This window comes from Paenarthrobacter nitroguajacolicus (assembly GCF_007786235.1).
Classification (GTDB): Bacteria; Actinomycetota; Actinomycetes; order Actinomycetales; family Micrococcaceae; genus Arthrobacter; species Arthrobacter nitroguajacolicus_A.
Map to the genome: position 1 here is coordinate 1 of NZ_VNFK01000016.1, position 22,723 is coordinate 22,723.

At 62.7% G+C, this 22,723-nt stretch carries 21 protein-coding genes and 1 tRNA gene; 4 read left to right on the forward strand and 18 right to left on the reverse strand.

The window, feature by feature from the left end; translation table 11 throughout:
• Positions 1-37: 37 nt before the first annotated feature.
• Together FQP90_RS17650 and FQP90_RS17655 are read right to left on the reverse strand one after the other, a co-directional pair.
• Positions 38-325: a single-stranded DNA-binding protein gene (locus tag FQP90_RS17650; RefSeq protein WP_144652380.1), complete on the reverse strand. Its 288-nt coding sequence runs from the start codon at positions 323-325 to the stop codon at positions 38-40.
• A gap of 52 nt (positions 326-377) precedes the next feature.
• Positions 378-1,535: an ArdC-like ssDNA-binding domain-containing protein gene (locus FQP90_RS17655; RefSeq protein ID WP_144652381.1), complete on the reverse strand. Its 1,158-nt coding sequence runs from the start codon at positions 1,533-1,535 to the stop codon at positions 378-380.
• Positions 1,536-1,980: 445 nt separating this feature from the next.
• Between FQP90_RS17655 and FQP90_RS17660 the strand changes: the two genes are divergently transcribed.
• A complete protein-coding gene (locus FQP90_RS17660) occupies positions 1,981-2,532 on the forward strand; it encodes a hypothetical protein (protein WP_144652382.1) in 552 nt (183 codons plus the stop codon).
• Position 2,533: 1 nt separating this feature from the next.
• Positions 2,534-2,731 (forward strand): hypothetical protein, encoded by a 198-nt coding sequence (locus tag FQP90_RS17665; RefSeq protein ID WP_144652383.1) that lies wholly within the window; start codon positions 2,534-2,536, stop codon positions 2,729-2,731.
• Positions 2,732-3,037: 306 nt separating this feature from the next.
• Here the strand turns inward: FQP90_RS17665 and FQP90_RS17670 are convergent.
• Positions 3,038-3,119, reverse strand: a tRNA-Leu gene (locus FQP90_RS17670).
• A 196-nt stretch (positions 3,120-3,315) separates the two neighbouring features.
• Between FQP90_RS17670 and FQP90_RS17675 the strand changes: the two genes are divergently transcribed.
• Complete coding sequence (locus FQP90_RS17675) at positions 3,316-3,921, forward strand: ANTAR domain-containing response regulator (protein ID WP_011774540.1); 606 nt, start codon at positions 3,316-3,318, stop codon at positions 3,919-3,921.
• Positions 3,922-4,044: 123 nt separating this feature from the next.
• Here the strand turns inward: FQP90_RS17675 and pyk are convergent, their stop codons facing one another.
• The 11 genes from pyk to hisI all read right to left on the reverse strand — a co-directional run bounded on the left by pyk (position 4,045) and on the right by hisI (position 19,273).
• Positions 4,045-5,535, reverse strand: coding sequence for a pyruvate kinase (pyk, locus tag FQP90_RS17680; protein ID WP_144652384.1), 1,491 nt, complete (start codon positions 5,533-5,535; stop codon positions 4,045-4,047).
• 55 nt (positions 5,536-5,590) lie between these two features.
• Positions 5,591-7,048, reverse strand: a complete 1,458-nt coding sequence (locus tag FQP90_RS17685; RefSeq protein ID WP_144652385.1) for a glutamate synthase subunit beta — start codon at positions 7,046-7,048, stop codon at positions 5,591-5,593.
• Positions 7,041-11,654 carry a glutamate synthase large subunit gene (gene gltB, locus FQP90_RS17690; protein WP_144652386.1) on the reverse strand — a complete coding sequence of 1,538 codons (4,614 nt, stop codon included), beginning with the start codon at positions 11,652-11,654 and terminating at the stop codon, positions 7,041-7,043. Before gltB ends, FQP90_RS17685 begins: the two co-directional genes overlap by 8 nt.
• A gap of 259 nt (positions 11,655-11,913) precedes the next feature.
• On the reverse strand, positions 11,914-13,068 hold the full coding sequence (gene lgt, locus FQP90_RS17695) for a prolipoprotein diacylglyceryl transferase (RefSeq protein WP_144652387.1): 1,155 nt from the start codon (positions 13,066-13,068) through the stop codon (positions 11,914-11,916).
• A 21-nt stretch (positions 13,069-13,089) separates the two neighbouring features.
• The gene (gene trpA / locus FQP90_RS17700; RefSeq protein WP_144652388.1) at positions 13,090-13,902 is read right to left on the reverse strand and encodes a tryptophan synthase subunit alpha; all 813 of its coding nucleotides are present in this window, start codon (positions 13,900-13,902) and stop codon (positions 13,090-13,092) included.
• Complete coding sequence (gene trpB, locus FQP90_RS17705; protein ID WP_144652389.1) at positions 13,902-15,278, reverse strand: tryptophan synthase subunit beta; 1,377 nt, start codon at positions 15,276-15,278, stop codon at positions 13,902-13,904. Before trpB ends, trpA begins: the two co-directional genes overlap by 1 nt.
• A gap of 114 nt (positions 15,279-15,392) precedes the next feature.
• Positions 15,393-16,211 (reverse strand): indole-3-glycerol phosphate synthase TrpC, encoded by an 819-nt coding sequence (gene trpC / locus FQP90_RS17710; RefSeq protein ID WP_144652390.1) that lies wholly within the window; start codon positions 16,209-16,211, stop codon positions 15,393-15,395.
• A gap of 2 nt (positions 16,212-16,213) precedes the next feature.
• Positions 16,214-16,486: an HGxxPAAW family protein gene (locus FQP90_RS17715; protein ID WP_090825336.1), complete on the reverse strand. Its 273-nt coding sequence runs from the start codon at positions 16,484-16,486 to the stop codon at positions 16,214-16,216.
• Positions 16,487-16,618: 132 nt separating this feature from the next.
• The gene (locus FQP90_RS17720; RefSeq protein WP_144652391.1) at positions 16,619-17,218 is read right to left on the reverse strand and encodes a Trp biosynthesis-associated membrane protein; all 600 of its coding nucleotides are present in this window, start codon (positions 17,216-17,218) and stop codon (positions 16,619-16,621) included.
• Positions 17,215-18,798: an anthranilate synthase component I gene (locus FQP90_RS17725; RefSeq protein WP_144652392.1), complete on the reverse strand. Its 1,584-nt coding sequence runs from the start codon at positions 18,796-18,798 to the stop codon at positions 17,215-17,217. The genes FQP90_RS17720 and FQP90_RS17725 overlap by 4 nt, the downstream gene beginning before the upstream one ends.
• A gap of 58 nt (positions 18,799-18,856) precedes the next feature.
• Positions 18,857-19,273, reverse strand: a complete 417-nt coding sequence (gene hisI, locus FQP90_RS17730; RefSeq protein WP_144652393.1) for a phosphoribosyl-AMP cyclohydrolase — start codon at positions 19,271-19,273, stop codon at positions 18,857-18,859.
• Positions 19,274-19,362: 89 nt separating this feature from the next.
• Between hisI and FQP90_RS17735 the strand changes: the two genes are divergently transcribed.
• Positions 19,363-20,007 (forward strand): TIGR03085 family metal-binding protein, encoded by a 645-nt coding sequence (locus tag FQP90_RS17735; protein ID WP_144652464.1) that lies wholly within the window; start codon positions 19,363-19,365, stop codon positions 20,005-20,007.
• A gap of 71 nt (positions 20,008-20,078) precedes the next feature.
• On the opposite strand, the gene hisF is transcribed toward FQP90_RS17735, so the two are convergent.
• The 4 genes from hisF to ribH all read right to left on the reverse strand — a co-directional run bounded on the left by hisF (position 20,079) and on the right by ribH (position 22,713).
• Positions 20,079-20,855, reverse strand: coding sequence for an imidazole glycerol phosphate synthase subunit HisF (gene hisF / locus FQP90_RS17740; RefSeq protein WP_144652394.1), 777 nt, complete (start codon positions 20,853-20,855; stop codon positions 20,079-20,081).
• A gap of 47 nt (positions 20,856-20,902) precedes the next feature.
• Complete coding sequence (gene hisG, locus FQP90_RS17745) at positions 20,903-21,763, reverse strand: ATP phosphoribosyltransferase (RefSeq protein WP_144652395.1); 861 nt, start codon at positions 21,761-21,763, stop codon at positions 20,903-20,905.
• A gap of 84 nt (positions 21,764-21,847) precedes the next feature.
• A complete protein-coding gene (locus tag FQP90_RS17750; protein WP_144652396.1) occupies positions 21,848-22,111 on the reverse strand; it encodes a phosphoribosyl-ATP diphosphatase in 264 nt (87 codons plus the stop codon).
• 116 nt (positions 22,112-22,227) lie between these two features.
• Complete coding sequence (gene ribH, locus FQP90_RS17755) at positions 22,228-22,713, reverse strand: 6,7-dimethyl-8-ribityllumazine synthase (protein ID WP_144652397.1); 486 nt, start codon at positions 22,711-22,713, stop codon at positions 22,228-22,230.
• Between the last annotated feature and the right edge of the window lie 10 nt (positions 22,714-22,723).

The window sequence follows — 22,723 nt, forward strand, 5'->3', positions numbered from 1 at the left end:
CAAGCACCACACAACACCCGGAGGTCCTCTTATTGCGTCACATCAATCCCGTGTCACCAACCTGCCGGGACACTACATCTAGCTCTCCCGACACAGTCACCGGGTCACCCTTTTTCAGAGAAGTAGAAGCATTCTCCGCGAGCATCCGAAAGGCAGACACGTTGTGAAAGACCGGCTCGCCATCCCGCCAAGTGCCATCCGGGTTCGGAATCCGCTGGTTCACGGCGACACGGAGTTTCGCGTGCGGAGTTCCGGATTCCCCGATGGTCAGTTCGGGATCTGCGACCAGGTTTCCCGCGATGGTGATGGGGATCTTTGTATTCATGATGGGTTACCTTCCTTAGTCGACGGGCCTCTCCCGACTGACATCTGCGCGTTCAGGGACCAGCAATTTCAGGACCGTTAAATGACGCGGTCGGTCCACGGACACCGGCATAGGTTGGACTGGTCACAACGGACGGATCAGTACTGGCGGCAGCGAACTTCCCACCGAACCCAGGAGGGTCCGAGACCGCCAGGATGCCCTTGCTAGCCCCGGTCACTCTCCCCAGCACGGACTTCGCGATGTCGACTCGAGACGTCGGCACCCAGCTATCCGCGGAGTCGTGCTTCAAGTCCTTCTCCGCGCGGATCACAGCGTCGGCCCATCCAGCCAGATAGGACGCTGACTGCGGTCCACGATCGATGCCGTGGGCCCGCAGGACGGTATAGGCAACCGATTCGGCCTCTACCTCCGCTAGGCCGCGATGGTTCGCGCTGCTGCCATATAGTCGCCCCAGGCGGTCGTCTGGTCCGTGCAAAAGGACGTGACCGAGTTCGTGGGAAAGAACCGCTACCCACTCCTCGTCGTTCATCCAGGCACCAACTTGAATTCGACGAGCATCAAAGTCGGTATAGCCACTGGTGTACCCCTGTTGACATCCCGACACCTCAACCCGGAAGCTGTGTTCCTTCGCAACCTCCCGTAGGGAACTCCATAAGTCACCCACATCCGCCCCACCTCGAGCATCCGCGCGAGGCACCAGCAGCGGCGTGCCCTCGGTTTGAGTGACGTCAAAAACGGCCTGCCCGCGCCAGCCCGTGATCACGTTCTTCTTGCCTCTGCTGATGGCATCTACAGGCGCAGTCTGATTCGCTGGCAAGAGCTTGCGCTGCCCGTCAGGCAAAATCAGTTCCTGCATCGAGGCCGTTCGCGGCGCGATGACCCAGAGCGCGTGCTCTCCCCGCAGCACCGTTCGCCCATGCCGGGCCCACTCTTTGTAGCCGGCCACCAGCGTCGGTTCTTGGGTACCGCGCTGGGCCATCTGCATCATCAGCAGGGCGACGTTACCCCCGGAGTACCGCCACAGTGTTGCAGAGGCATCGAGGAGGGCTTGCCAGCGTGTGGGCGACTCGATGGCTTCTTCAAGTGCTGTGTGGAGTCCCCTGGTCAGGTCGGCTATGCGTTCCTCGGGTGACAGGCGAACGTTCGACGGCGGGACGCCGGCTTCCGATTCACCGCTTGCGTCGGCGTTCGGTTCAGATGCAGAGGCCACGACAGCCATCCTTCGTGCTTCCAGACGGCCCTATGAAGGGATCACCTATTCATGTCGAGAGAACGAAGCAACGGCATGACGGAATCAGCTGCGGGTCTGATGGGTGCTCCCTAGCTCAACGGCGTCCTCGCGCGTTTACCAGTCATGTGAGTCCAAGAGAATAGGCCTGGTGCGACGGCCGAGCATGAGCACCATACCGACAGGAAGTCGCCGTAATTCGCCCAAACGGATCACAAGACTCTCTCGAAACTGCCCTTGACGCGTCATGAAAACGCCCTTCAGTGCACTACCAGATAGCGAAATACCAATGTTCGCCGCCGAAGAGACCGACGATGCCATCCACCACACCGACTGTCCGTTCCGATGTCAGTACGGTGGCGTCCCGGAATCAAACAAAACATCTAGGTAGGAATGAATGCGCAGATCGAGCAGATTTGGGGAGAAGATGAATCGCAAGAACGTGCTGCTGCCCGTCTTGGGCTTCGTGCTGGTTTCTACGCTGATGGCGCCCGTACCGGCAATGGCTGCCACTCACCAGACCGTATCTGAGGGAAATTTCCGGGCCAACACATCCGATGCTGATGGCGCATATCTGTCTTCGTCCTTGGAGACCGTCCAGGGGCAGAAGGTCATCCGATTGAGCGCTGTCCGTGCGAAGTTCGAAGTCGCTGCGGATGGGACGCTCAACGCAAGAGATGTCCGCGGCAACGTCCTGGAGACGGCCCCTGCCAAGGCCAGTGTTGGAGGCGTCAACTACACGTTGTCGTTCAAGGTCTCGTCGAACCGGAAAACGGTAGAGGTCTACTTTCAGCCCGCCGGTGGCGCATCCGCCGCGGTCCCATCACTCAGGATAAACCAGGGGTGTGCCCTCAACAATCTTCTCTGGGGGTTGGGGACTGGGGCGCTCACCGGGGCGGGAGCGGGCATTCCCGGGATCTTTATCGGTGGTTTGACCGGCGCTATCTTCTCGGGAATTCAGAGTGCAACCAGCTGCTGAGATGCCCGGACGAAACGCGCCCTCAACGAAGCGGCGGGTCCTGTGGCTTGGTCTCGGGTTACTGGTGGGGCTGATAACCCTCGGGATCCGAAGCCTGCTCGGAGACTCCCAGACCATTCTCAGTGCGACGCTGACAGTGCTGATCCCCGTGATCACTGCACTCTTCGCATCGTTCATCGTGAGGAACAACAGGGACTAATGGAAGGCCGTGCTGCCCGGTTGAAAATACCGCGTGGCACGGCCCCTGCCGCGTCCGCACCGATCTACGCTGTCATTCATATGGTGAGCGGCCAACGACGGCCGCCGGAACACCTAAAGACAAGACACCGAACGCCCCCAGACGCCAGGACGCTCACCCCGCTCCCCACCCAAACTGAACAGGCCGGACATGGTGGCCAGGCACCAGCCGGGACGATGGGCAGAGGGGGCCGCTAACGCCCGAGGGGCCCGCCCAGACACATCCACCAGTTAAAGCAAAAACCCCCTCTGACGAGGGGGTATGCCGTGCCCGAGGTGGGACTCGAACCCACACACCTTTCGATACTGCATTTTGAGTGCAGCGCGTCTGCCAATTCCGCCACTCGGGCGCGGATTACCGGGAAGTTAAATCTCGCTGACTGCTCACTTCTGTGAGCAACGCGATCCTTTCCCAGCACGCGAAATTACTATACATGCAGATAGGCTGATTCAAAGAACCGGGCGCGCTGATGCAACAAAAACCTGCCATCAAAGAGTCCACACTAAGATGGACATGAACCCGCCGAACCTTTTCAAGGAGATCCCGTGACCGAACAGACGGAGTCCACGTCCACAGCCCAGCCGGCCCGACGCGTTGTCGTAGCCGAGGATGAAACCCTCATCCGCCTGGACATTATCGAGATCCTGAAGGGCGAAGGGTACGACGTCGTCGGCGAGGCAGACAACGGCGAGAAGGCCGTGCAGCTGGCTGAGGAACTCAAGCCTGACCTCGTCCTCATGGACGTCAAGATGCCCGTCATGGATGGCATCTCGGCAGCTGAGAAGATCGTTAAGGCCCGGATCGCTCCGGTGGTCCTGCTGACCGCGTTCAGCCAGAAGGAACTGGTGGAGCGGGCACGCGACGCCGGCGCCATGGCATATGTCGTCAAGCCCTTCTCCCCCGCAGACCTTATCCCGGCCATCGAGATCGCCCTCTCCCGCCACGAGGAGATCAAGGCGCTCGAAAACGAGGTGTCCGACCTCCAGGAGCAGTTCGCCACGCGCAAGCTCGTAGAGCGCGCCAAGAGCCTCCTGACCACCAAGATGGGGCTGACGGAGCCGGAAGCTTTCCGCTGGATCCAGAAGACCTCCATGGACCGCCGCCTCAGCATGCGTGAGGTTGCCGAAACCATCATCAACCAGGTCAACTAACAAACAGCAACTCACGACGGCGGCCGCGTACCCCACATGGGGTGCGCGGCCGCCGTCGTACTCGCACAAGAATAAAAAAGCGGACCCCGCCATACGGCGGGGTCCGCTTTCACAACCGGAAGACTAGGCCTTGGTCTTGGACTTCTTTTCAGGCCACGGGCCAACGGGCTCCTTGCGCGACGAGTCCACGGCGGAGGTGTCGGCGAGGTCGCCCACCTTGTGGACCTTCAGCGAGTTCGTGGAACCGGCTTGTCCTGGAGGGGAACCGGCAGCGATGACAACCAGGTCGCCTTCGTCCACGATCTTCATGTCCAGGAGGCTGCGGTCAACCTGTGCGGTCATCTCGTCGGTGTGCCCCACGGTGGGGACCAGTACCGGCTGGATGCCCCAGGTGAGGGCCAGCTGGTTCCAGACGTGTTCCACCGGAGTGAAAGCGAAGACCGGCTTGACCGGGCGCAGGCGCGAGAGGCGTCGGGCGGAGTCACCGGACTGCGTGAAGGTACAGATGAACTTGGCGTCCAGCTGGTCTGCGATTTCGACGGCGGCACGGGTGATGGCGCCACCGCGCGTCTTGGGCTTGGTACCCAGCGGGGGGACGCGCTCAAGACCGTGTACCTCGGTGGATTCGATGATCCGTGCCATGACCTTGACGGTTTCGATCGGGTACTGGCCCACGGAGGTTTCGCCGGACAGCATGACTGCGTCGGCACCGTCGAGAACTGCGTTGGCGCAGTCGGAAGCCTCGGCGCGCGTCGGGCGGGGGTTGTCGATCATGGATTCGAGGACCTGGGTGGCCACGATGACCGGCTTCGCCCAACGGCGTGCCAGTTCGATGGCGCGCTTCTGGACGATCGGCACCTCTTCGAGCGGCAGTTCAACGCCGAGGTCGCCACGGGCAACCATGATGGCGTCGAACGCGTCGATGATTTCGTGGAGCTGCTCCACGGCCTGCGGCTTTTCGATCTTGGCGATCACCGGAACGCGGCGGCCTTCTTCGTCCATGATCTCGTGGACGCGCTTGATGTCCGAGGCATCACGCACGAACGAGAGGGCGATGAGGTCAGCACCGCGCTTGAGGGCCCAACGGAGGTCGTCCTCGTCCTTTTCGCTCAGCGCGGGGACGTTGACGGCAACACCGGGCAGGTTGATGCCCTTGTTGTTGGACACCTTGCCGCCAACCGTAACGGTGGCAACAACTTTGACGTCGTCAACTTCGATGGCGCGCAGCGCCACCTTGCCGTCGTCGATCAACAGTGCGTCGCCGACGTTGACGTCCTCGGTGAGGCTCTTAAGCGTCGTGGAGCAGATGTCCTTGGTGCCGGGCACATCTTCGGTGGTGATGGTGAACGTGTCGCCGACCGCCAGCTCGTGGGGGCCGTCAACGAAGCGACCCAAACGGATCTTGGGTCCCTGCAGGTCGGCCATGATGGCCACAGGCTTGCCGAGTTGGGCGGCAGCCTTGCGGACATTCTCGTAGGTGTTGTCGTGCACGGAGTAGTCGCCGTGGCTCATGTTCATGCGAGCAACGTCGACGCCGGCCTCCAGCACCGCGAGGGTGTTGTCGAAGCTGGAGATAGCCGGGCCGAAAGTTGCCACAATTTTCGCGCGTCTCATATACCTACCCTAAGTAGTGTCATGCTGATTGAGTTAAAGATTGTTCCTGCCGGCGCTATAAGACCGCTATCGCCCGGTCGGTGGGGGCGACCGGTGCCGGGAGAATGGTGCTTCCCATCAGGAACTTGTCCACTGCGGCCGCGCAGGCGCGGCCTTCCGCAATGGCCCACACAATCAGTGACTGGCCACGCCCGGCATCGCCGGCAACAAACACGCCCTCGGTGTTCGTCATGTAGTAGCCGTCGCGGGCAACGTTGCCCCGACCGTCGAATTCTGCGCTGACCTGCTCGGTGATTCCAGCCGGCTCGGGGCCGGTGAAGCCGAGGCTCAAGAACACCAGGTCAGCAGGAATAATCCGCTCCGTACCGGCCTTGGGCAGGCGCTTGCCGTCCACGAACTCGGTTTCAGCAACCTTGACTCCGGTGAGCTTGCCGTTTTCACCAACGAACTCAACGGTGGACGCAAGGTATGTACGCTCGCCGCCTTCTTCGTGGGCGCTGGCCATCTCGAAGAGGGTGGGGAAGGTGGGCCACGGCTGATGCGCTGCACGCTCGGCTGGCGGCTGCTTGCCGATCGCGAGCGTGGTCACCGAAGCAGCCTGGTGACGGTGTGCGGTGCCAATGCAGTCAGCACCGGTATCGCCACCACCGAGGATGACAACGTGCTTGCCGCGGGCATCGATGTGGTTCTCGGGAGTCTCCCCCGCCACGACGCGGTTCGCAGGAACCAAGTAGTCCATGGCGAAGTGCACGCCGTCGAGGTCACGGCCGGGGATGGGCAGGTCGCGCGGGACGGTAGCCCCGGTGGCGACCACCACGGCGTCGTAACGGCGACGCAACTGTTCCCAGGTCACGTCCGTACCGACGGCTACTCCGGTGCGGAACCGCGTACCTTCGGCCTTCATCTGCTCCAGGCGGCGGTCAACCTGTTCCTTCTCCATCTTGAAGTCGGGGATGCCGTAGCGGAGCAGGCCGCCGATCTTGTCGTCACGCTCGTACACGGCAACGGTGTGGCCAACACGCGTCAGCTGCTGCGCAACGGCCAGGCCGGCGGGGCCGGAACCGACGACGGCGACCGTCTTGCCGGTGAGGCGCGTCGGCGGAAGGGGCTGGACCCAGTCGTTGTCGAAAGCCTGGTCGATGATGGAGACCTCAACCTGCTTGATGGTCACGGCAGGCTGGTTAATGCCCAGCACGCAGGACGCTTCGCAGGGTGCGGGACACAACCGACCCGTGAATTCCGGGAAGTTGTTCGTTGCGTGAAGACGCTCGATCGCTTCTTCACCCTTGTCCCGCCATACGAGGTCGTTCCACTCGGGAATCAGGTTGCCCAACGGGCAGCCCTGGTGGCAGAACGGAACGCCACAGTCCATGCAGCGTCCTGCCTGGCTTTTCAGGACGCCCTTTTCCTGGGCTTCGTACACTTCTTTCCAGTCCATGATGCGGACGGGAACGGGACGGCGTGGCTGCGTCTCGCGCTGCCGGACTTTCAGAAATCCGCGTGGATCAGCCACCGGTTACCTCCAGGATTCGAGACCATACTTCTTCGCCATCGGGGTCAAGGCCCTCTTCGATGGCGTCGAGACGGGTTTGCAGGACTGCGGCGTAGTCGCGCGGCAGCACTTTGGTGATGCGGGCGGCAGTGTCGTCGAAGTTCTCGAGCAGACGGCCGGCCAGGACGGATTCGGTTTCCTCGACGTGCTTGGTGAGCAGGCCGTGGACGATGTCGCGGTCCTCGGCGTCGAGCTCCAGAAGTTGGAGTTCGCCGGTATCGAGGGCTGCTTTGTTGACGCGCTCAGGCTGCAGGTCCAGCACGTATGCCGTACCACCGGACATGCCGGCACCGAAGTTGCGGCCGGTGCGGCCGATGATCAGCGTCTGGCCACCGGTCATGTATTCGCAACCGTGATCGCCAATGCCTTCGACGACGGCAGTCGCGCCGGAGTTGCGGACCAGGAAGCGTTCGCCCACCTGTCCACGGAGGAACATTTCGCCGCTGGTGGCACCATAGCCGATGACGTTGCCGGCGATGACGTTGCGTTCTGCCTGGAACACGTTGGTCCGGTCCGGGCGAACGATGATGCGGCCACCCGAAAGACCCTTGCCGACGTAGTCGTTGGAGTCCCCAAACATGCGCAGCGTGATGCCGGCGGGCAGGAAGGCACCAAGGGACTGGCCGGCAGTGCCGTTCAGCGTCACGTCAATCGTGTCTGTCGCCAACACATCGGTGCCGAACGTCTTGGTCACCACGTGGCCGAGCATCGTGCCCACGGAACGGTCCGTGTTGATGACATCCAGGGTGATCTTGACGGGCATGCGGTCGCTGAGCGCTTCCTGGGCCATGGTGATCAGTCGCTGGTCAAAGTGCTTGTCCAGCTCGTGGTTCTGGCCGGTCATGTTGCGCAGCGGCACGTCGTCGTCGAATTCCAGGCCGTGCAGGATGGGATCGAGGTCCAGGCCTTCGGCCTTCCAGTGGTCGATCGCCTCACGGGTGTCCAGGACCTCAGCGTGGCCGATGGCCTCTTCCAGGCTGCGGAAACCGAGCTCAGCGAGGATTTCGCGGACTTCTTCTGCGAGGAACTCGAAGAAGTTGACCACGAATTCGGGCTTGCCGTTGAACCGGGAACGGAGTTCGGGGTTCTGCGTAGCAACACCGACAGGGCAGGTATCCAGGTGGCAAACGCGCATCATGATGCAGCCCGAAACCACCAGCGGAGCAGTGGCGAAACCGTACTCTTCTCCACCCAGCAAGGCAGCGATGACCACGTCGCGGCCGGTCTTGAGCTGGCCATCCACCTGAACCACAACACGGTCACGGAGACCGTTCAGCATCAGGGTCTGCTGGGTCTCGGCAAGGCCGAGTTCCCACGGCACACCCGCGTGCTTCAGCGAGTTCAGAGGCGAGGCGCCGGTACCGCCGTCGTGACCTGAAACAAGCACGACGTCGGCCTTCGCCTTGGTGACGCCGGACGCCACCGTGCCGATCCCGACCTCCGAAACCAGCTTCACATGCACTCGGGCCGAAGGGTTGGCGCGCTTGGCATCATAGATGAGCTGCGCGAGGTCTTCGATCGAGTAGATGTCGTGGTGCGGGGGCGGGGAAATGAGTCCAACGCCGGGGGTTGAGTGGCGCGTCCGGGCAACCCAGGGGTAAACCTTCTGGGCCATCAGCTGGCCACCTTCGCCAGGCTTGGCGCCCTGTGCCATCTTGATCTGGATGTCGTCGGCGTTGGTCAGGTAGAGGCTGGTCACACCGAAGCGGCCGGATGCGATCTGCTTGATCGCGGAGCGGCGCTCCGGATCCAGCAGGCGGTCCACGTCCTCGCCACCTTCACCGGTGTTGGACTTGGCGCCCAGGCGGTTCATGGCGATTGCGAGTGTCTCGTGCGCTTCCTTGGAGATGGAGCCATAGCTCATGGCACCCGTGGAGAAACGCTTGACGATGCTGGAAACGGGTTCCACTTCTTCGAGGGGAACAGCCGGACGGACATCGTTCTTGAACTTGAGGAGACCGCGGAGGGTCATCAGGTTCTCGGACTGGTCGTCAATGCCCTTGGTGTAGGACTTGAAGATGTCATAGCGGCGTTCGCGGGTGGCGTGCTGCAGGCGGAACACCGTCTCCGGGTTGAAGAGGTGGGGTTCGCCATCACGACGCCACTGGTACTCGCCGCCACCGAGCAGCGGCTGGTGCGGGTGTTCGATGCCACCTTCCGGGTATGCCATCTGGTGCCGGGCTGAAACCTCGGCTGCGATGACGTCCAAACCAACGCCGCCCAGCTGGGAATGCGTTCCGGAGAAGAATTCGTCCACGAGTTCCTGCGACAAGCCAAGTGCCTCGAACGTCTGGGCACCCGTGTACGAAGCCACAGTGGAGATACCCATCTTGGACATGATCTTCAGGACGCCCTTGCCCAGGCCCTTGATGAGGTTGTAGACGCCGTCTTCCGGAGTCACACCCACAACGTCGCCGTTGGAGATCAGCTGTTCCACCGACTCCATGGCAAGGTACGGATTCACGGCCGAAGCGCCGTAACCGATAAGTACTGCCACGTGGTGCGTCTCGCGGACGTCGCCGGCCTCCACCACAAGTGCGGTCTTGGTGCGGTTGGCGCTGCGGAGCAAGTGGTGGTGGACTGCACTGACAAGGAGCAGCGAAGGAATCGGCGCCCACTGGGCGTTCGAGTCACGGTCGGACAACACAACGTACTGCACGCCACGGTTGATCGCACCGGAAACCTGCTCGCAGATCTCGGTCAGGCGGGCACGCAGCGCCGCTTCCCCACCTTCGGGGCGGTATAGGCCACGGACCTTCATGGCGATGCGGTCGCCGTCGGGGCTTTCGATATTCGCGATCTTGGCGAGCTGGTCGTTGTTGATCACGGGGAACGGCAGCGAGATCTGCGGCTGCCGGACCTGCTTGCCGTCCAGCAGGTTACCGTTCGGACCAATCGCGCACTTCAGCGAGGTAACCAGCTCTTCGCGGATGGCATCCAACGGCGGGTTGGTGACCTGGGCGAAGGACTGCACGAAGTAGTCAAACAACAAGCGCGGACGCTTGGAGAGCACGGCAACGGGAGTGTCTGAACCCATGGCACCCAGGGGCTCGGCACCGGTGCGGGACATCGGGCCAAGCAGGATCTTCAGCTCTTCGGTGGTGTAACCGAAAGTGCGCTGACGGATGTTCACGGAGGCAGCCGTGTGGACCACGTGCTCGCGTTCGGGGAGCTCGTTGATGTCGATCAGGTTGTCCTTGAGCCACTCAGCCCAGGGATTGGCGGCGGCGACCTCGGCCTTGACCTCGGCGTCGTCAATGATGCGGCCGGCCTCAGTGTCCACCAGGAACATCTTGCCGGGAGCTACGCGTCCCTTCTTGACCACGTTGGAAGGCTCAACCTCGATCACGCCGACTTCGGAGGCGAAGATGATCAGGCCGTCTTCGGTGATCCAGTAGCGTCCCGGGCGCAGGCCATTGCGGTCCAACGTTGCACCAACGAGGTTGCCGTCGGTGAAGGAGACAGCAGCAGGACCGTCCCACGGCTCCATGAGCAGTGAGTGGTACTCGTAGAACGCGCGGCGGGCGGGATCCATGGTGGCGTGGTTCTCCCACGCTTCCGGGATCATCATCATGATGGAGTGCGTGATGGGGCGGCCGGAGAGCCACAGGAGCTCGGCTACTTCGTCGAACGAAGCGGAGTCCGAGGCACCCGGGGTGCAGATCGGGTACAGCTCCTCGGGCACGGAACCCAGCAGAGGGCTGGCAAGCTGCGACTGGCGCGCACGCATCCAGTTGCGGTTTCCCTTGACCGTGTTGATTTCACCGTTGTGCGCGATGGTGCGGAAAGGCTGCGCCAATGGCCACGACGGGAACGTGTTGGTGGAGAAGCGCGAGTGCACAATGGCGAGTTTCGTCTTGAAGCGCTTGTCCGAAAGGTCCGGGTAGAACGGCTCAAGCTGGGCCGTGGTCAGCATGCCCTTGTACACAATGGTGCGCGAGGACAGCGACGGGAAGTACACGCCGAACTTGTTCTGGGCGCGCTTGCGGATTCGCCAGGCACGGGAATCCAGCTCATTGTGTTCGAGCTGCTCGCCGGTGGCCGAAGCAAAGAAGGGCTGCGCGAAGTACGGCATGCAAGCCCGCGCCATGGCGCCAACGAGGTCGGCCACGACGGGCACTTCACGCCAGCCGAGGACTGTGAGGCCCTCGTCGGCAGCAAGCGCCTCAATGCCGGCCTTCGCGTTGTCTGCTTCGCGGGATTCAGCAGGCAGGAAGGCAGTGCCCACAACGTACTGTCCGGGGGCAGGCAGTTCGAATTCGGTGACGGCCCTGAAGAACTCGTCCGGAACCTGCATGAGCAGGCCCGCACCGTCGCCGGTACCTTCGTCGGCGCCCACGGCGCCGCGGTGTTCGAGATTGCGGAGGGCGGTCAGTGCCGCTTCCACGATGTCGTATCCCGGTTCCCCGCGGAGCGTGGCAATAATAGCCAAGCCGCAGGCGTCCTTCTCCTTATCAGGGTTGTAAAGACCCTGGGCCTCCGGGAGCGCGGCAAAGCGCTTGAACGGAGACATGGCACCCTGAGGTTCGATATTTTCGGACCAACCGGGGTTATGAAGATGGGTCATGGGAGACGTCCTTCCTCGAGATCGTGCGTATGGAAGGGACAACGTTGGCCCCACCTTGCCTGCCCTGTGACGGGCACAACAAAGCGCTAGTTATTGGAATTGTAGGCCAGCCGATCCAGCGCAACGAACAGTTACGCAGACCTCTGGCCCCGGCTTGACCAGTGAACATCGGTATGCTGCGATCCGGTTTCCGGGGTGCCACGACGCTGTGGACTGGGCCCTACGAGCGGTGACTCTGTTGCCCCTGAACCGACGGCGACTACTTGGTGTCGTCTGCCTTCGGCGAGGATCCGGGGGCCTTCCTCGCGGCAGTCGCAGCAGGTGTGGAATCCGCGGCGGACGTGGTGTCCTTCGTAGAATCCCCTGCTGCATCCTGCGGCTCGTCAACGTGGCCCGGATCGCTTTGGTTATCTGGGAGATTACCACGCGAACCAGTATCTGAGACAGATGCGTCCACATCATGACTGGTGACGCTCGTCACCGCAGAGGGGCCGTTTTCGGCCTTCTCTTCTGGCTCCCGGCCCGGCAAATAAGGGGTGTCGGGCACCGGCCGGCCACGTCGGCCGAGGGCGAAGAAGATCGCCAGTGCCACGATGAAGACCAAGATGCTGGTCCACACGTTGAGCCTGGTGGTGATGCCGAACAGGGTGATTTGCTCTGCGTCGTCAATGCGGAGAGCCTCTATCCAAACACGGCCAAGGGTGTAGTACACGGCGTACAGCCAGAACAAGCGACCCCAACGGAAGCTGAACTTCTTGTCCAGCAGCAAGAGGATGGCGACGCCAACCAGGTTCCACACCATCTCGTAAAGGAACGTCGGGTGGAAGAGGGTGCCCGCAGCCATGTCGGCCGGGAAATTGGCATTGGCAGGATCAATCTCCAGGCCCCACGGCAAGGTGGTGGGCGCACCGAAGAGCTCTTGGTTGAACCAGTTGCCCAGGCGGCCGATGGCCTGCGCCAGCAGGAGGCCGGGCGCTGCTGCGTCCAGGAACGCCGTCAGCTTGACGCCTGCGCGCCGGCAGCCAATCCAAGCGCCCACGGCGCCGAGGATCACCGCACCCCAGATGCCAAGCCCGCCACGCTGAATCTGCGGAATCAGCGAGAGGTCTCCCGTGCCGTCGAAGCCAGGACCGAAGTAGGCGTCGGGAGACGAGAACACGTGGTAAAGGCGTCCACCGATGATGCCGAACGGGATCGCCCAGATGGCAATGTCCCACAGGCTTCCTTCAGGGGCGCCCCTGCGCTTCCATCGGGCAGAGGTCAACCAAAGGCCCACGATGATGCCCGCCAGGATGCAGAGAGCGTAGGCGTGGATACGCAACGTCCCCCACGGCAGCGGAATGTCGAAACCGGACCACGACGGGCTCGGGATACTCAGGGGGACCATTGCCGCTGCGTGGAGGACGGTCTGCATTCGCTTCGCTGTTTCCTTTTCCTAGGCTTCTGCAGCTGCGCGGCCCAGGCCGGCGCTGAGGTTCTTGGTGAGTTGCCCGACGGCGTCCACGCCGCCGTCGCGGAGGGCCGCCACCAGGGCGGTGCCAACGATGACGCCGTCGGCATAGGCGGCGATTTCACGGACGTGGTCCGGGTTGGAGACACCCAAACCAACACAGACCCTCTCCGCTCCGGCTGCATGGGCGCGGGCGACGACGTCTTCCGCGCTGCTGCTGACCGAAGTGCGTGTTCCGGTGACGCCCATGATCGAGACCGCATAGACGAATCCGCGGCTGGCCTTGACTGTCATGTCGAGGCGTTCGGGAGTCGATGAGGGTGCCACGAGGAACACCCGGTCCAGTCCGTACTTGTCCGAGGCTTCAAACCATTCTGAGGCTTCGTCCGGAATGAGGTCCGGCGTAATGAGCCCTGCTCCCCCGGCTTCGGCCAGGCGGCGGGAGAACTCGTCAACGCCCATCCGCATCACCGGGTTCCAGTACGTCATTACCAAGACCGCGGCGTCAGTTGCCGCGGTAATCCCGGCAACGACGTCGAAAACGTCCGCAACGCGGAAACCATTGGAGATGGCTTCGGTGGTGGCGGCCTGGATGACGGGGCCGTCCATCACAGGATCCGAGTAAGGGATGCCGATTTCGATGAGGTCAGCGCCGTTGCGGGCCAGCGCAATACCGGCCTCGATGCTCTCCCGTACCGTCGGGTAACCCGCAGGCAGGTAGCCCACCAGGGCTGCCCGGCCTTCGGACTTGGCCCGGTCAATGGCGGCAGCGGATTTGCTGGCGAATTGTTCAGTCATCACTTCTGGTCCTCGTTGACGTCCGCGGTTGCTTCGGACGTACGGTCTGTGGGTCCCTTGGGCTTGCGTGTGGACAACGTGGTGCCCTTGACGTGCCCTTCCTCATCCAACATGTTGAACCAGGCGGCGGCCGTCTCAACATCCTTGTCGCCACGCCCGGACAGATTGACGATCACGGAGACGTCGGAGGGCGTTTCCTTGCCTGCTGTGAGGCGCTGGCCAATCTTGATGGCACCGGCCAAGGCGTGCGAGGACTCAATGGCAGGAATAATGCCCTCGGTCCGGCACAGGAGGCTGAACGCGTCCATGGCTTCGGTGTCGGTGACGGCCTCATAGGTGACCCGCCCGATGTCCGCAAGGTACGAGTGCTCGGGCCCAACACTGGGGTAGTCCAAACCGGCCGAGATTGAGTGGGACTCGATGGTCTGACCATCTTCATCCTGCATGAGGTACGAACGGGCGCCGTGCAGTACGCCCGGGCGGCCCAGGGAGATGGCTGCAGCATGCCGGCCGGTCTCTACGCCTTCGCCGCCGGCCTCAAAGCCATAGATCTTTACAGACGCGTCATCCAGGAACGCGTGGAACAAGCCAATGGCGTTCGAGCCGCCACCGATGCATGCACAGATAGCGTCCGGAAGCTTTCCGGTCTGCTCCAGGATCTGGCCGCGGGCTTCCTCACCAATGACTTCATGGAAGTAACGGACCATGGCGGGGAAAGGATGCGCGCCGGCGGCGGTGCCCAGCAGGTAATGCGTGTGCTCCACGTTCGAAACCCAGTCACGAAGGGCGTCGTTGATGGCGTCCTTCAACGTTTGGGAACCGTTGGTCACAGGGACCACTGTGGCCCCAAGCAGCTGCATGCGGGCCACGTTCAGCGCCTGGCGGCGGCAGTCCTCAGCGCCCATGTAGACCACGCACTCGAGGCCCAACAGGGCGGCGGCGGTAGCACTGGCCACGCCGTGCTGTCCGGCGCCCGTCTCAGCGATAACGCGGGTCTTGCCCATGCGTTTCGCCAGAAGGGCTTGGCCCAGTACGTTGTTGATCTTGTGGGAACCGGTGTGGTTGAGGTCCTCCCGCTTAAGGAAGATGCGTGCCCCACCGGCGTGCTCCGAGAAGCGCTTGGCCTCCGTGAGCAAGGACGGCCTGCCCGAGTAGTTCTTGTTGAGGTCCTTCAGCTGCGCGATGAAATCGGGATCAGCCTTGGCTTTCTCAAAGGTGTCCTGGACTTCATCGAGGGCGGCGATGAGGGATTCAGGCATCCAGCGTCCGCCATAGCTGCCAAAGTAGGGCCCGGAGGCGTTACGCAGCGAAGGGCCACCTTGCAGGAATGCGTCGGCCGCATTCTCTTCTGAGCCGGCTGTTGGCGCGTCGACCATCAGTCTCACCGTCCTGTTCCAGATAGTTCTTTGGGTAGTTCCACGTGCCACAAGGCAGCCGCGGGCGCTTGCCCGGGCTGCCTTATGACTATTCGCCGTGATTCAGTTACTGCCTCAGTTCCTGACGGCGATGGCTGCAGCTCCAGCTGCCTTGAATTCGGTAATACGTTCGCGTGGGGTGGAGTCGCTGACCAGCGCCTCCCCCACCAGGATGGCGTTGGCACCACCCGCTGCGTAATGCGATACGTCCTCTGGACCCCTGACACCCGATTCCGCGACGATGACGGACCCAGCCGGAATCAATCCCGCCAAAGACCCGAAAACCGAGCGGTCGACGTCGAGCGTCTTAAGGTTGCGGACGTTGATGCCAACAATCTTGGCCTTCGCCGCAACGGCGCGCTCAATTTCTTCTTCGGTGTGGGTTTCCACCAGGACGTTCATGCCTAGCTCGTGGCTCAGTGCGCTGAACTCGGCAAGCTCGGAGTCGGACAAGGCCGCCACGATGAGCAGGATGAGGTCGGCACCGTGGGCACGGGCTTCCCAGATCTGGTACTCGTCAACGGTGAAGTCCTTGCGCAGCAGGGGAACGTCGACGGCGGCACGAACAGCATCGAGATCGGCCAGCGACCCGCCGAACCGGCGCTGTTCTGTAAGGACGCTGATGACGGATGCTCCGCCGTCGGCGTACTGCACCGCAAGCGACGCGGGGTCGGCGATCGGTGCGAGGTCGCCCTTGGAGGGGCTGCGCCGCTTGATTTCCGCGATGACCTTGAGGTCGTTGCGCACGGAGGAGGGACCGCCCAAGGCGGCCCAGGCATCACGGGCAGGAGCGGAACCTGCGGCGCGCTCCTTCAGCTCGACGAGGGACACGAGCCGGCGGCGGGCGTCCATCTCCTCCTTGACGCCAACAATGATGTCATCAAGAACGGTCACGACTAGTGGCCGTTGTTCTGCAGCTTGCTGCCGCCAACTCCGTAGCCCGCCTTGCGCATTACCAAGCCCACGATGAGGCCGATGACCATGACAACCAGCCCGCCAACAAAGATGGGCGTGCTGGCGATGACGAAAGCGATGGAGGAAATCAGGGCGCCAACCAGCATCACAATCACGCAGGTCCAGGCAGCCGGGCTATTACCGTGGCCAATGGCGTCAGCGTGGCTGGCCATGGTGGATTCAGCTTGGTTTGCGGACACTGTGGTTTTGCTCATGTGGAATCTCCTCAGGATGAATACTGCTTACATTCTGCCATTTATTGACGGCGTCCGGGACATCGTCCGACGTCAGGACCGGCCGAGGCGCTTTTGTTGCGCCGGACCGGCCCGAAAGCCCGATTTTCGCTGCTACGTAGGGTCTTCACCACGCGACAGCCTGTCCCAGCTGTCAATCTCGTCCACGGGTTCGTTGCCCTGTTTCCTGGCAGCAGCGTCGTACTTGGTGCGTGACTTCCAGTGGCGCCCGGCGAACGGCAACAGGACTGCGCAGACGGCCAACAGGACGCCTGCGCAGACGGCGACGATGGGGAAAGCCGTCGCAGCCACGTTCGCCTGGCCTCCGGAGATGCCAGTGGCTGCGGCAATGGAACCCTGTGCAGCACCAAGCGGATCAGCCAGCACCGTAATGGCCGCCAGGATGATCCCTACGGCAGTCAGGGCGATGATGGCCGCAATGATCCACCGTGCGATCTTCCCGGCAATGGAGGCGGCCAAGCCGCCGGCCAAGGCAACCAGCGCCAGGGCGGTGACGGCAGTGGCGGCTTTGCTGCCTTGGACGTGGAGGTTGCTGTTGGAGGCACCGGTGGGGTCCAATTGCACCTCGATCCACGTCTGGGTGGTGGTTCCAAAGACCACCAGCGCAAGGACCGCCGTGGCCAGGATCAGGGTGGACTTGCGCGCCCACCGTGGCGGCTTCGTGCTGGTTGGAGCGGAAGAGGCCGTGCTCATGGGGCTGAAGTCCCGCCGTCGACAATTCCTGCGTCCCGCACGGTTTCACCGGAAATGTTCTGCAGTGAACCGGCAGTGTGGACCGCCCGCAGGGGTGCCGCAGCCTTGTTCACTGTTTCCAAGGCCTCGGAAGGCTTATGCGAATCGGCTACGATTCCACCTCCGGCTTGAACGTAGGCGCGGCCCTCCCGGAGCAGGGCGGACCGGATGGCAATGGCCATGTCCATATCGCCGGCGAAGTCCAGGTAACCCACCACACCGCCGTAGATTCCGCGACGGTGTGGTTCGAGTTCGTCGAGGAGGCGCAAAGCACGCGGTTTGGGCGCTCCGGAGAGCGTGCCTGCAGGGAACGTGGCCTTCAGGACGTCGTAGGCCTTGGCCTGGGGGGCGAGCTCGCCCACCACCGTGGAAACGAGGTGCATGATGTGGCTGAACCGCTCCACCTCCATGAACTGGGTGACGTCGACGGTACCGGCCACGCACACCTTGGAGAGGTCGTTGCGGGACAGGTCAACCAGCATCAGGTGCTCGGCACGCTCCTTTTGGTCTGCCAGAAGTTCCGTCGCCAGCGCTTTGTCCGCCTCCACGGTCTTCCCACGAGGACGCGATCCGGCGATCGGGTGCGTGATGACTTCCTCGCCGGTCACCGTGACCAGGGCCTCCGGCGATGAACCCACGATCGAATACTCGCGGCCGTCCGCATCTTGCAGGCTGAAGAGGTACATGTACGGACTGGGGTTGGTGTTGCGCAGTACGCGATAGACATCCAGGGGATCCGCTGCACACTCCATTTCGAAGCGTCGGGAGATCACCACTTGGAAAACTTCACCGTCCACGATTGCTTCTTTGCCGCGGTCGATCGCTTCCAGGTATTTGGCCTCGTCCCAACGCTCCTGCACGCTGGAGGCGAAGTCCAGAGCGGCCGTCTCCAGCACGGACACCGGTTGGGCAACCGGTGTGCTGACCTGGTCCAGCAAGCCTTTCACCCGGGCCACGGCGTCGTGCCACGCATCGTCCACGCGGTCGGAACTGTCATCGAAGTTGATCGCGTTGGCAATCAGGAGGACGGTTCCATCCACATTGTCGTGGACCGCCATGTCGGTCACCAGGTTCAGCGCCATCTCGGGCAACTGCAGGTCATCCTCGGGCGGAGACGTGAGCCGCTCCCAGTGACGAACGGCTTCCCACCCAAGGAAGCCCACCAGCCCGGAAGTGAATGGCGGGAGCCCCTCGAAGCGGTCCGTCTGCAGAGCGGCAATAGTGTCGCGGACCGCTTCCACCGGGTTACCGGATACCGGCACACCGACAGGTGGTTCGCCGATCCAGTGTGCTTGGCCTTCCTTGGTTGTCAGCGTGGCGCGCGACTTGGAACCGATGAAGGAATAGCGGGACCACGCACCCCCAACCGCTGCTGATTCCAGGAGGAACGTCCCTGGCTGCCCCTTGGCCAGCTTCCGGTAGAGGCCGATGGGAGTCTCGGCGTCTGCGAGGACTTTGAGGCGCACGGGGATGACACGGCTGTGGACGGCGAGTTCGCGGAACTCTTCCAGGCCCGGGCTGATGATTCCAAGGTCCTGCATGGCTATAGTTCTCCGCCTTTGGTCTGAGGTGGTGCGTCAGTGGAAAGTGGTGGATGCCTTAGTCGCGGTGGCCCGTAACGACACTGAAGTCTCGACCATCGAAGCAGGTCCGGGTTCCGGTGTGGCAGGCTGCGCCGATCTGGTCCACGCGGATCAGGAGGGCATCGCCGTCGCAGTCCAGGGCGACAGACTTCACGAACTGTACGTGTCCGGAGGTGTCGCCCTTACGCCAGTACTCCTGGCGGGAGCGGGAGTAGAACGTGACGCGCCCGGAGGTCATGGTGCGGTGCAGCGCTTCGTCGTCCATCCAGCCGAGCATCAGGACCTCGTTGGTGTCGTGCTGCTGGACGATAGCGGCAACGAGGCCGGCGGCGTCACGCTTGAGGGCGTTTGCGATCTCCTGCGGCAAGGGACCTGCGGGGTCGCTGGAAAGCTCCGGGGCAGGAGTTGGGCTGGGGGCGGACTGCTCTGACATCGGATTAAGTCTAGTGCCTTTGGCGGGAGCCGGATTCTGCGGCGGTTCCACTGCGCAAGAGTGGCCTGATCGTGCTAGTTTCACAAGTGATGCATTTCGTCGATCCCTCCCGAGAAGTACTGGCCGAAACCCTGCTGGCGGCCGGGCCTGACTCCCCCACGCTCTGCGAAGGGTGGCAGACACGGGACCTCGCTGCGCACTTGTATCTTCGCGAACGGAAAATCGCGGTGGGCCTGGGGCTCCTGATCCCCAGCTTGGGCAAGGCGTCCGAGAAGGCAACGTCCAAGCTCGCAGCCAAGCTGAAGAACACGGACGCCTACGCCGATCTCGTGAAAACTTTCCGCGCGGGACCTCCAGCCTTATCTCCTTTGAAGATCAAAGCCCTGGATGAGACGTCCAACCTCATCGAGTATTTTGTGCACACCGAAGACATCCGCCGCGCCGGTGATCGTTGGGCGCCCCGAGCACTCGACGAAGCCTATTCGGACGCACTCTGGGACGAACTGATCAAGCGCGCGGCCTTCCTGTACCGCGGAGTGGATCTCGGCATCGTCCTGGTTCGGCCTACCGGTCCCCGGCACGTTGCCAAGCGCGCTCCAGTTTCCGTGGCCATCGTTGGCGAGCCGGGCGAACTGCTCATGCATGCGCATGGCCGCACCAGTCAGGCCCTGGTCACTTTCGAAGGCCAGCCGGACGCCGTCGCACTTCTGCAGTCCGCAGACATCGGCCTCTAACCACCCACAGGACATAACAGGAATGGAGGGTCACCCTGCGGTGACCCTCCATTGCTGTTTGAACGCTCAGACTAGCGGACCTCGAAACCTGCCGCACGGATCGCTCCCTTGACCTGAGCGATCATATCGTCCGGACCGAAGTGGAACACTGAGGCTGCCAGCACGGCGTCCGCGCCGGCTTCAACAGCTGGCGGGAAATGCGCAGGCACCCCGGCACCGCCCGAGGCGATGATCGGGATGTTCACGGCTGCGCGAACCAGGCGGATCAGCTCAAGGTCGAAACCGTCCTTGGTACCGTCGGCGTCAATCGAGTTGAGCAGGATTTCTCCCACCCCCCTGTCTGCGGCTTCTTTGGCCCAGGCGACGGCATCGATTCCGGTGCCGGTGCGGCCTCCGTGGGTGGTTACTTCAAAACCGGACGACGTCGGGACCTCACCTTCGCGGGTGCGGCGGGCATCCACGGAGAGCACCAGTACCTGCGAGCCGAAGTGGCGGGTGATTTCGTCAATCACGTCCGGCCGTGCGACTGCCGCAGTATTGATGGATGCCTTGTCTGCACCGAAGCGCAGGAGCTTGTCCACCTCCGCCACACCGCGGACGCCACCGCCCACGGTCAGCGGAATAAACACTTCCTCGGCAGTGCGACGGACAACATCGAAGGTGGTTTCGCGGTTACCCGAGGACGCAGTGACGTCGAGGAACGTCAGTTCGTCCGCCCCGCCATTGTCATACCGGTGCGCGAGCTCCACCGGATCGCCGGCGTCCCGAAGGCCTTCGAAATTAACGCCTTTGACGACGCGGCCTGCGTCTACGTCCAGGCAAGGAATGACGCGTACGGCTACAGCCATGTGCTGCTCCTAGATTCTGCTGGGCTCTGCTTGATCGATGTCCGGGATCAGATGCGGCAGGCGTGGATGCTGCTGACCAGGATGGCGCGTGCTCCGAGGTCGTAGAGTTCGTCCATGATGCGGTTGGTTTCCTTCTTGGGAACCATGGACCGCACGGCAACCCACTCGGAATCCCGGAGCGGCGATACAGTGGGAGATTCAAGGCCTGGGGTCAACGCGGCGGCGTCTTCAACGAGGTCCTTACGGATGTCGTAGTCCATCAGCACGTACTGGCGCGCCACGAGGACACCCTGCAGGCGGCGAATCAGGATCTCGATTTCCTTGGCTGTTCCGTTGGCAGCACCACCGGAACCGGAGCGGCGGATCAGCACGGCCTCGGACTTGAGGATGGGATCGCCGAAGATTTCCATGCCGGCGGCCTTGAGCGTATTACCGGTCTCCACGACGTCGGCGATCGCGTCCGCGACGCCGAGACGTACAGAGGATTCCACCGCGCCATCAAGGCGGACAACCTTGGCGTTGACGCCGCGCTCTTGGAGGTAGTCGCGCAGGAGACCGTCGTAGCTGGTGGCCAGGCGCTTGCCTTCGAGCTGCTCGACGCCGGTGAAGTCGCCCACGGGGCCAGCGAACCGGAATGTCGAGGGGGCAAATCCCAGGGGAAGCAGTTCTTCGGCTTCCACCTTTGCGTCAAGGAGGAGGTCCCGGCCGGTGATGCCGACATCCAGGGTGCCCTGGCCTACGTAAACAGCAATGTCGCGGGGACGGAGGAAGAAGAACTCGATGTCGTTGTCGGGATCAACCATCACCAGCTCACGCGAATCGCGGCGCTGGCGGTAACCGGCCTCGGACAGCATTGCCGAGGCGGCTTCGGACAGGGATCCCTTGTTGGGGACTGCTACACGGAGCATTGGGGAGACTTTCTTTTTGGAATGGAGGTTTCAGGCACATCGGCCACGCGTTTGGCTTCGCCTCGGGAGGGCGAAGTGGCGTGGCTAGAGATGCTTGTAAACGTCTTCCAGGCTGAGGCCCTTGGCGAGCATGAGGACCTGCAGGTGGTACAGCAACTGGGAAATTTCCTCAGCAGCGGCCTCGTCCGATTCGTACTCCGCGGCCATCCAGACTTCGGCGGCCTCTTCGACCACCTTCTTGCCGATGCCGTGGATTCCGGAGTCCAGTTCGGTCACCGTGCGCGAACCTGCCGGGCGGGTCGCTGCTTTCTCACTCAGTTCTGCGAACAGCGTCTCGAAATTCTTCACGCCCTCCAGACTACTTGCTCCGGGGCTGGTGCCGCTTGTTGGGGCGCTGCATGACGGAAGGGATGTGAGTGAAGACACACTCACAGCCCTTCCGGCGCCCGCTGAGGGCAATACGCCTAGCTGAATTGCTTGAGGGTCACCGCCGTGGCAAGGGCGGCCGTTACGGCTTCGTGGCCCTTGTCTTCCTGGGAACCGGGAAGGCCGGCACGGTCAAGACCTTGCTGTTCGGTGTCGCAGGTGAGTACGCCGAAGCCAACCGGCACGCCGGTGCGGACGCTGACATCGGTGAGTCCCGACGTCGCGGCCTGGCAGACGTAGTCGAAGTGCGGCGTGCCGCCACGGATCACGACGCCGAGCGCAACCACGGCGTCAAAGTGCGGTGCCAGCCGCGCTGCCGCGACCGGGAGTTCGAAGCTTCCCGGAACACGCAGCAAGGTGGGCTCAGCGATGCCGGCTTCTTTGGCCGCGCGAAGGGCACCGTCTACCAGTCCGTCCATGATCTGGGTATGCCAACTGGCCGCCACGATGGCGAGCTTCAGCTGCGAGGTTTCCTCGGGGTTGAGTGTGGTGAGGTCGATGGTGGGCGCGCCGTGTCCGCTCATGGTGTGCTGT

Coding starts and splice junctions, on each gene's coding strand:
- FQP90_RS17720 (WP_144652391.1), bottom strand. CDS start 17,218: ATGAGCACGGCCTCTTCCGCTCCAACCAGCACGAAGCCGCCACGGTGG.
- pyk (WP_144652384.1), bottom strand. CDS start 5,535: ATGAGACGCGCGAAAATTGTGGCAACTTTCGGCCCGGCTATCTCCAGC.
- FQP90_RS17715 (WP_090825336.1), bottom strand. CDS start 16,486: ATGAGCAAAACCACAGTGTCCGCAAACCAAGCTGAATCCACCATGGCC.
- hisG (WP_144652395.1), bottom strand. CDS start 21,763: ATGCTCCGTGTAGCAGTCCCCAACAAGGGATCCCTGTCCGAAGCCGCC.
- FQP90_RS17735 (WP_144652464.1), top strand. CDS start 19,363: ATGCATTTCGTCGATCCCTCCCGAGAAGTACTGGCCGAAACCCTGCTG.
- FQP90_RS17725 (WP_144652392.1), bottom strand. CDS start 18,798: ATGCAGGACCTTGGAATCATCAGCCCGGGCCTGGAAGAGTTCCGCGAA.
- FQP90_RS17650 (WP_144652380.1), bottom strand. CDS start 325: ATGAATACAAAGATCCCCATCACCATCGCGGGAAACCTGGTCGCAGAT.
- FQP90_RS17665 (WP_144652383.1), top strand. CDS start 2,534: ATGCCCGGACGAAACGCGCCCTCAACGAAGCGGCGGGTCCTGTGGCTT.
- hisF (WP_144652394.1), bottom strand. CDS start 20,855: ATGGCTGTAGCCGTACGCGTCATTCCTTGCCTGGACGTAGACGCAGGC.
- trpB (WP_144652389.1), bottom strand. CDS start 15,278: ATGGTCGACGCGCCAACAGCCGGCTCAGAAGAGAATGCGGCCGACGCA.
- trpA (WP_144652388.1), bottom strand. CDS start 13,902: ATGACTGAACAATTCGCCAGCAAATCCGCTGCCGCCATTGACCGGGCC.
- hisI (WP_144652393.1), bottom strand. CDS start 19,273: ATGTCAGAGCAGTCCGCCCCCAGCCCAACTCCTGCCCCGGAGCTTTCC.
- ribH (WP_144652397.1), bottom strand. CDS start 22,713: ATGAGCGGACACGGCGCGCCCACCATCGACCTCACCACACTCAACCCC.
- gltB (WP_144652386.1), bottom strand. CDS start 11,654: ATGACCCATCTTCATAACCCCGGTTGGTCCGAAAATATCGAACCTCAG.
- FQP90_RS17660 (WP_144652382.1), top strand. CDS start 1,981: ATGAATCGCAAGAACGTGCTGCTGCCCGTCTTGGGCTTCGTGCTGGTT.
- lgt (WP_144652387.1), bottom strand. CDS start 13,068: ATGCAGACCGTCCTCCACGCAGCGGCAATGGTCCCCCTGAGTATCCCG.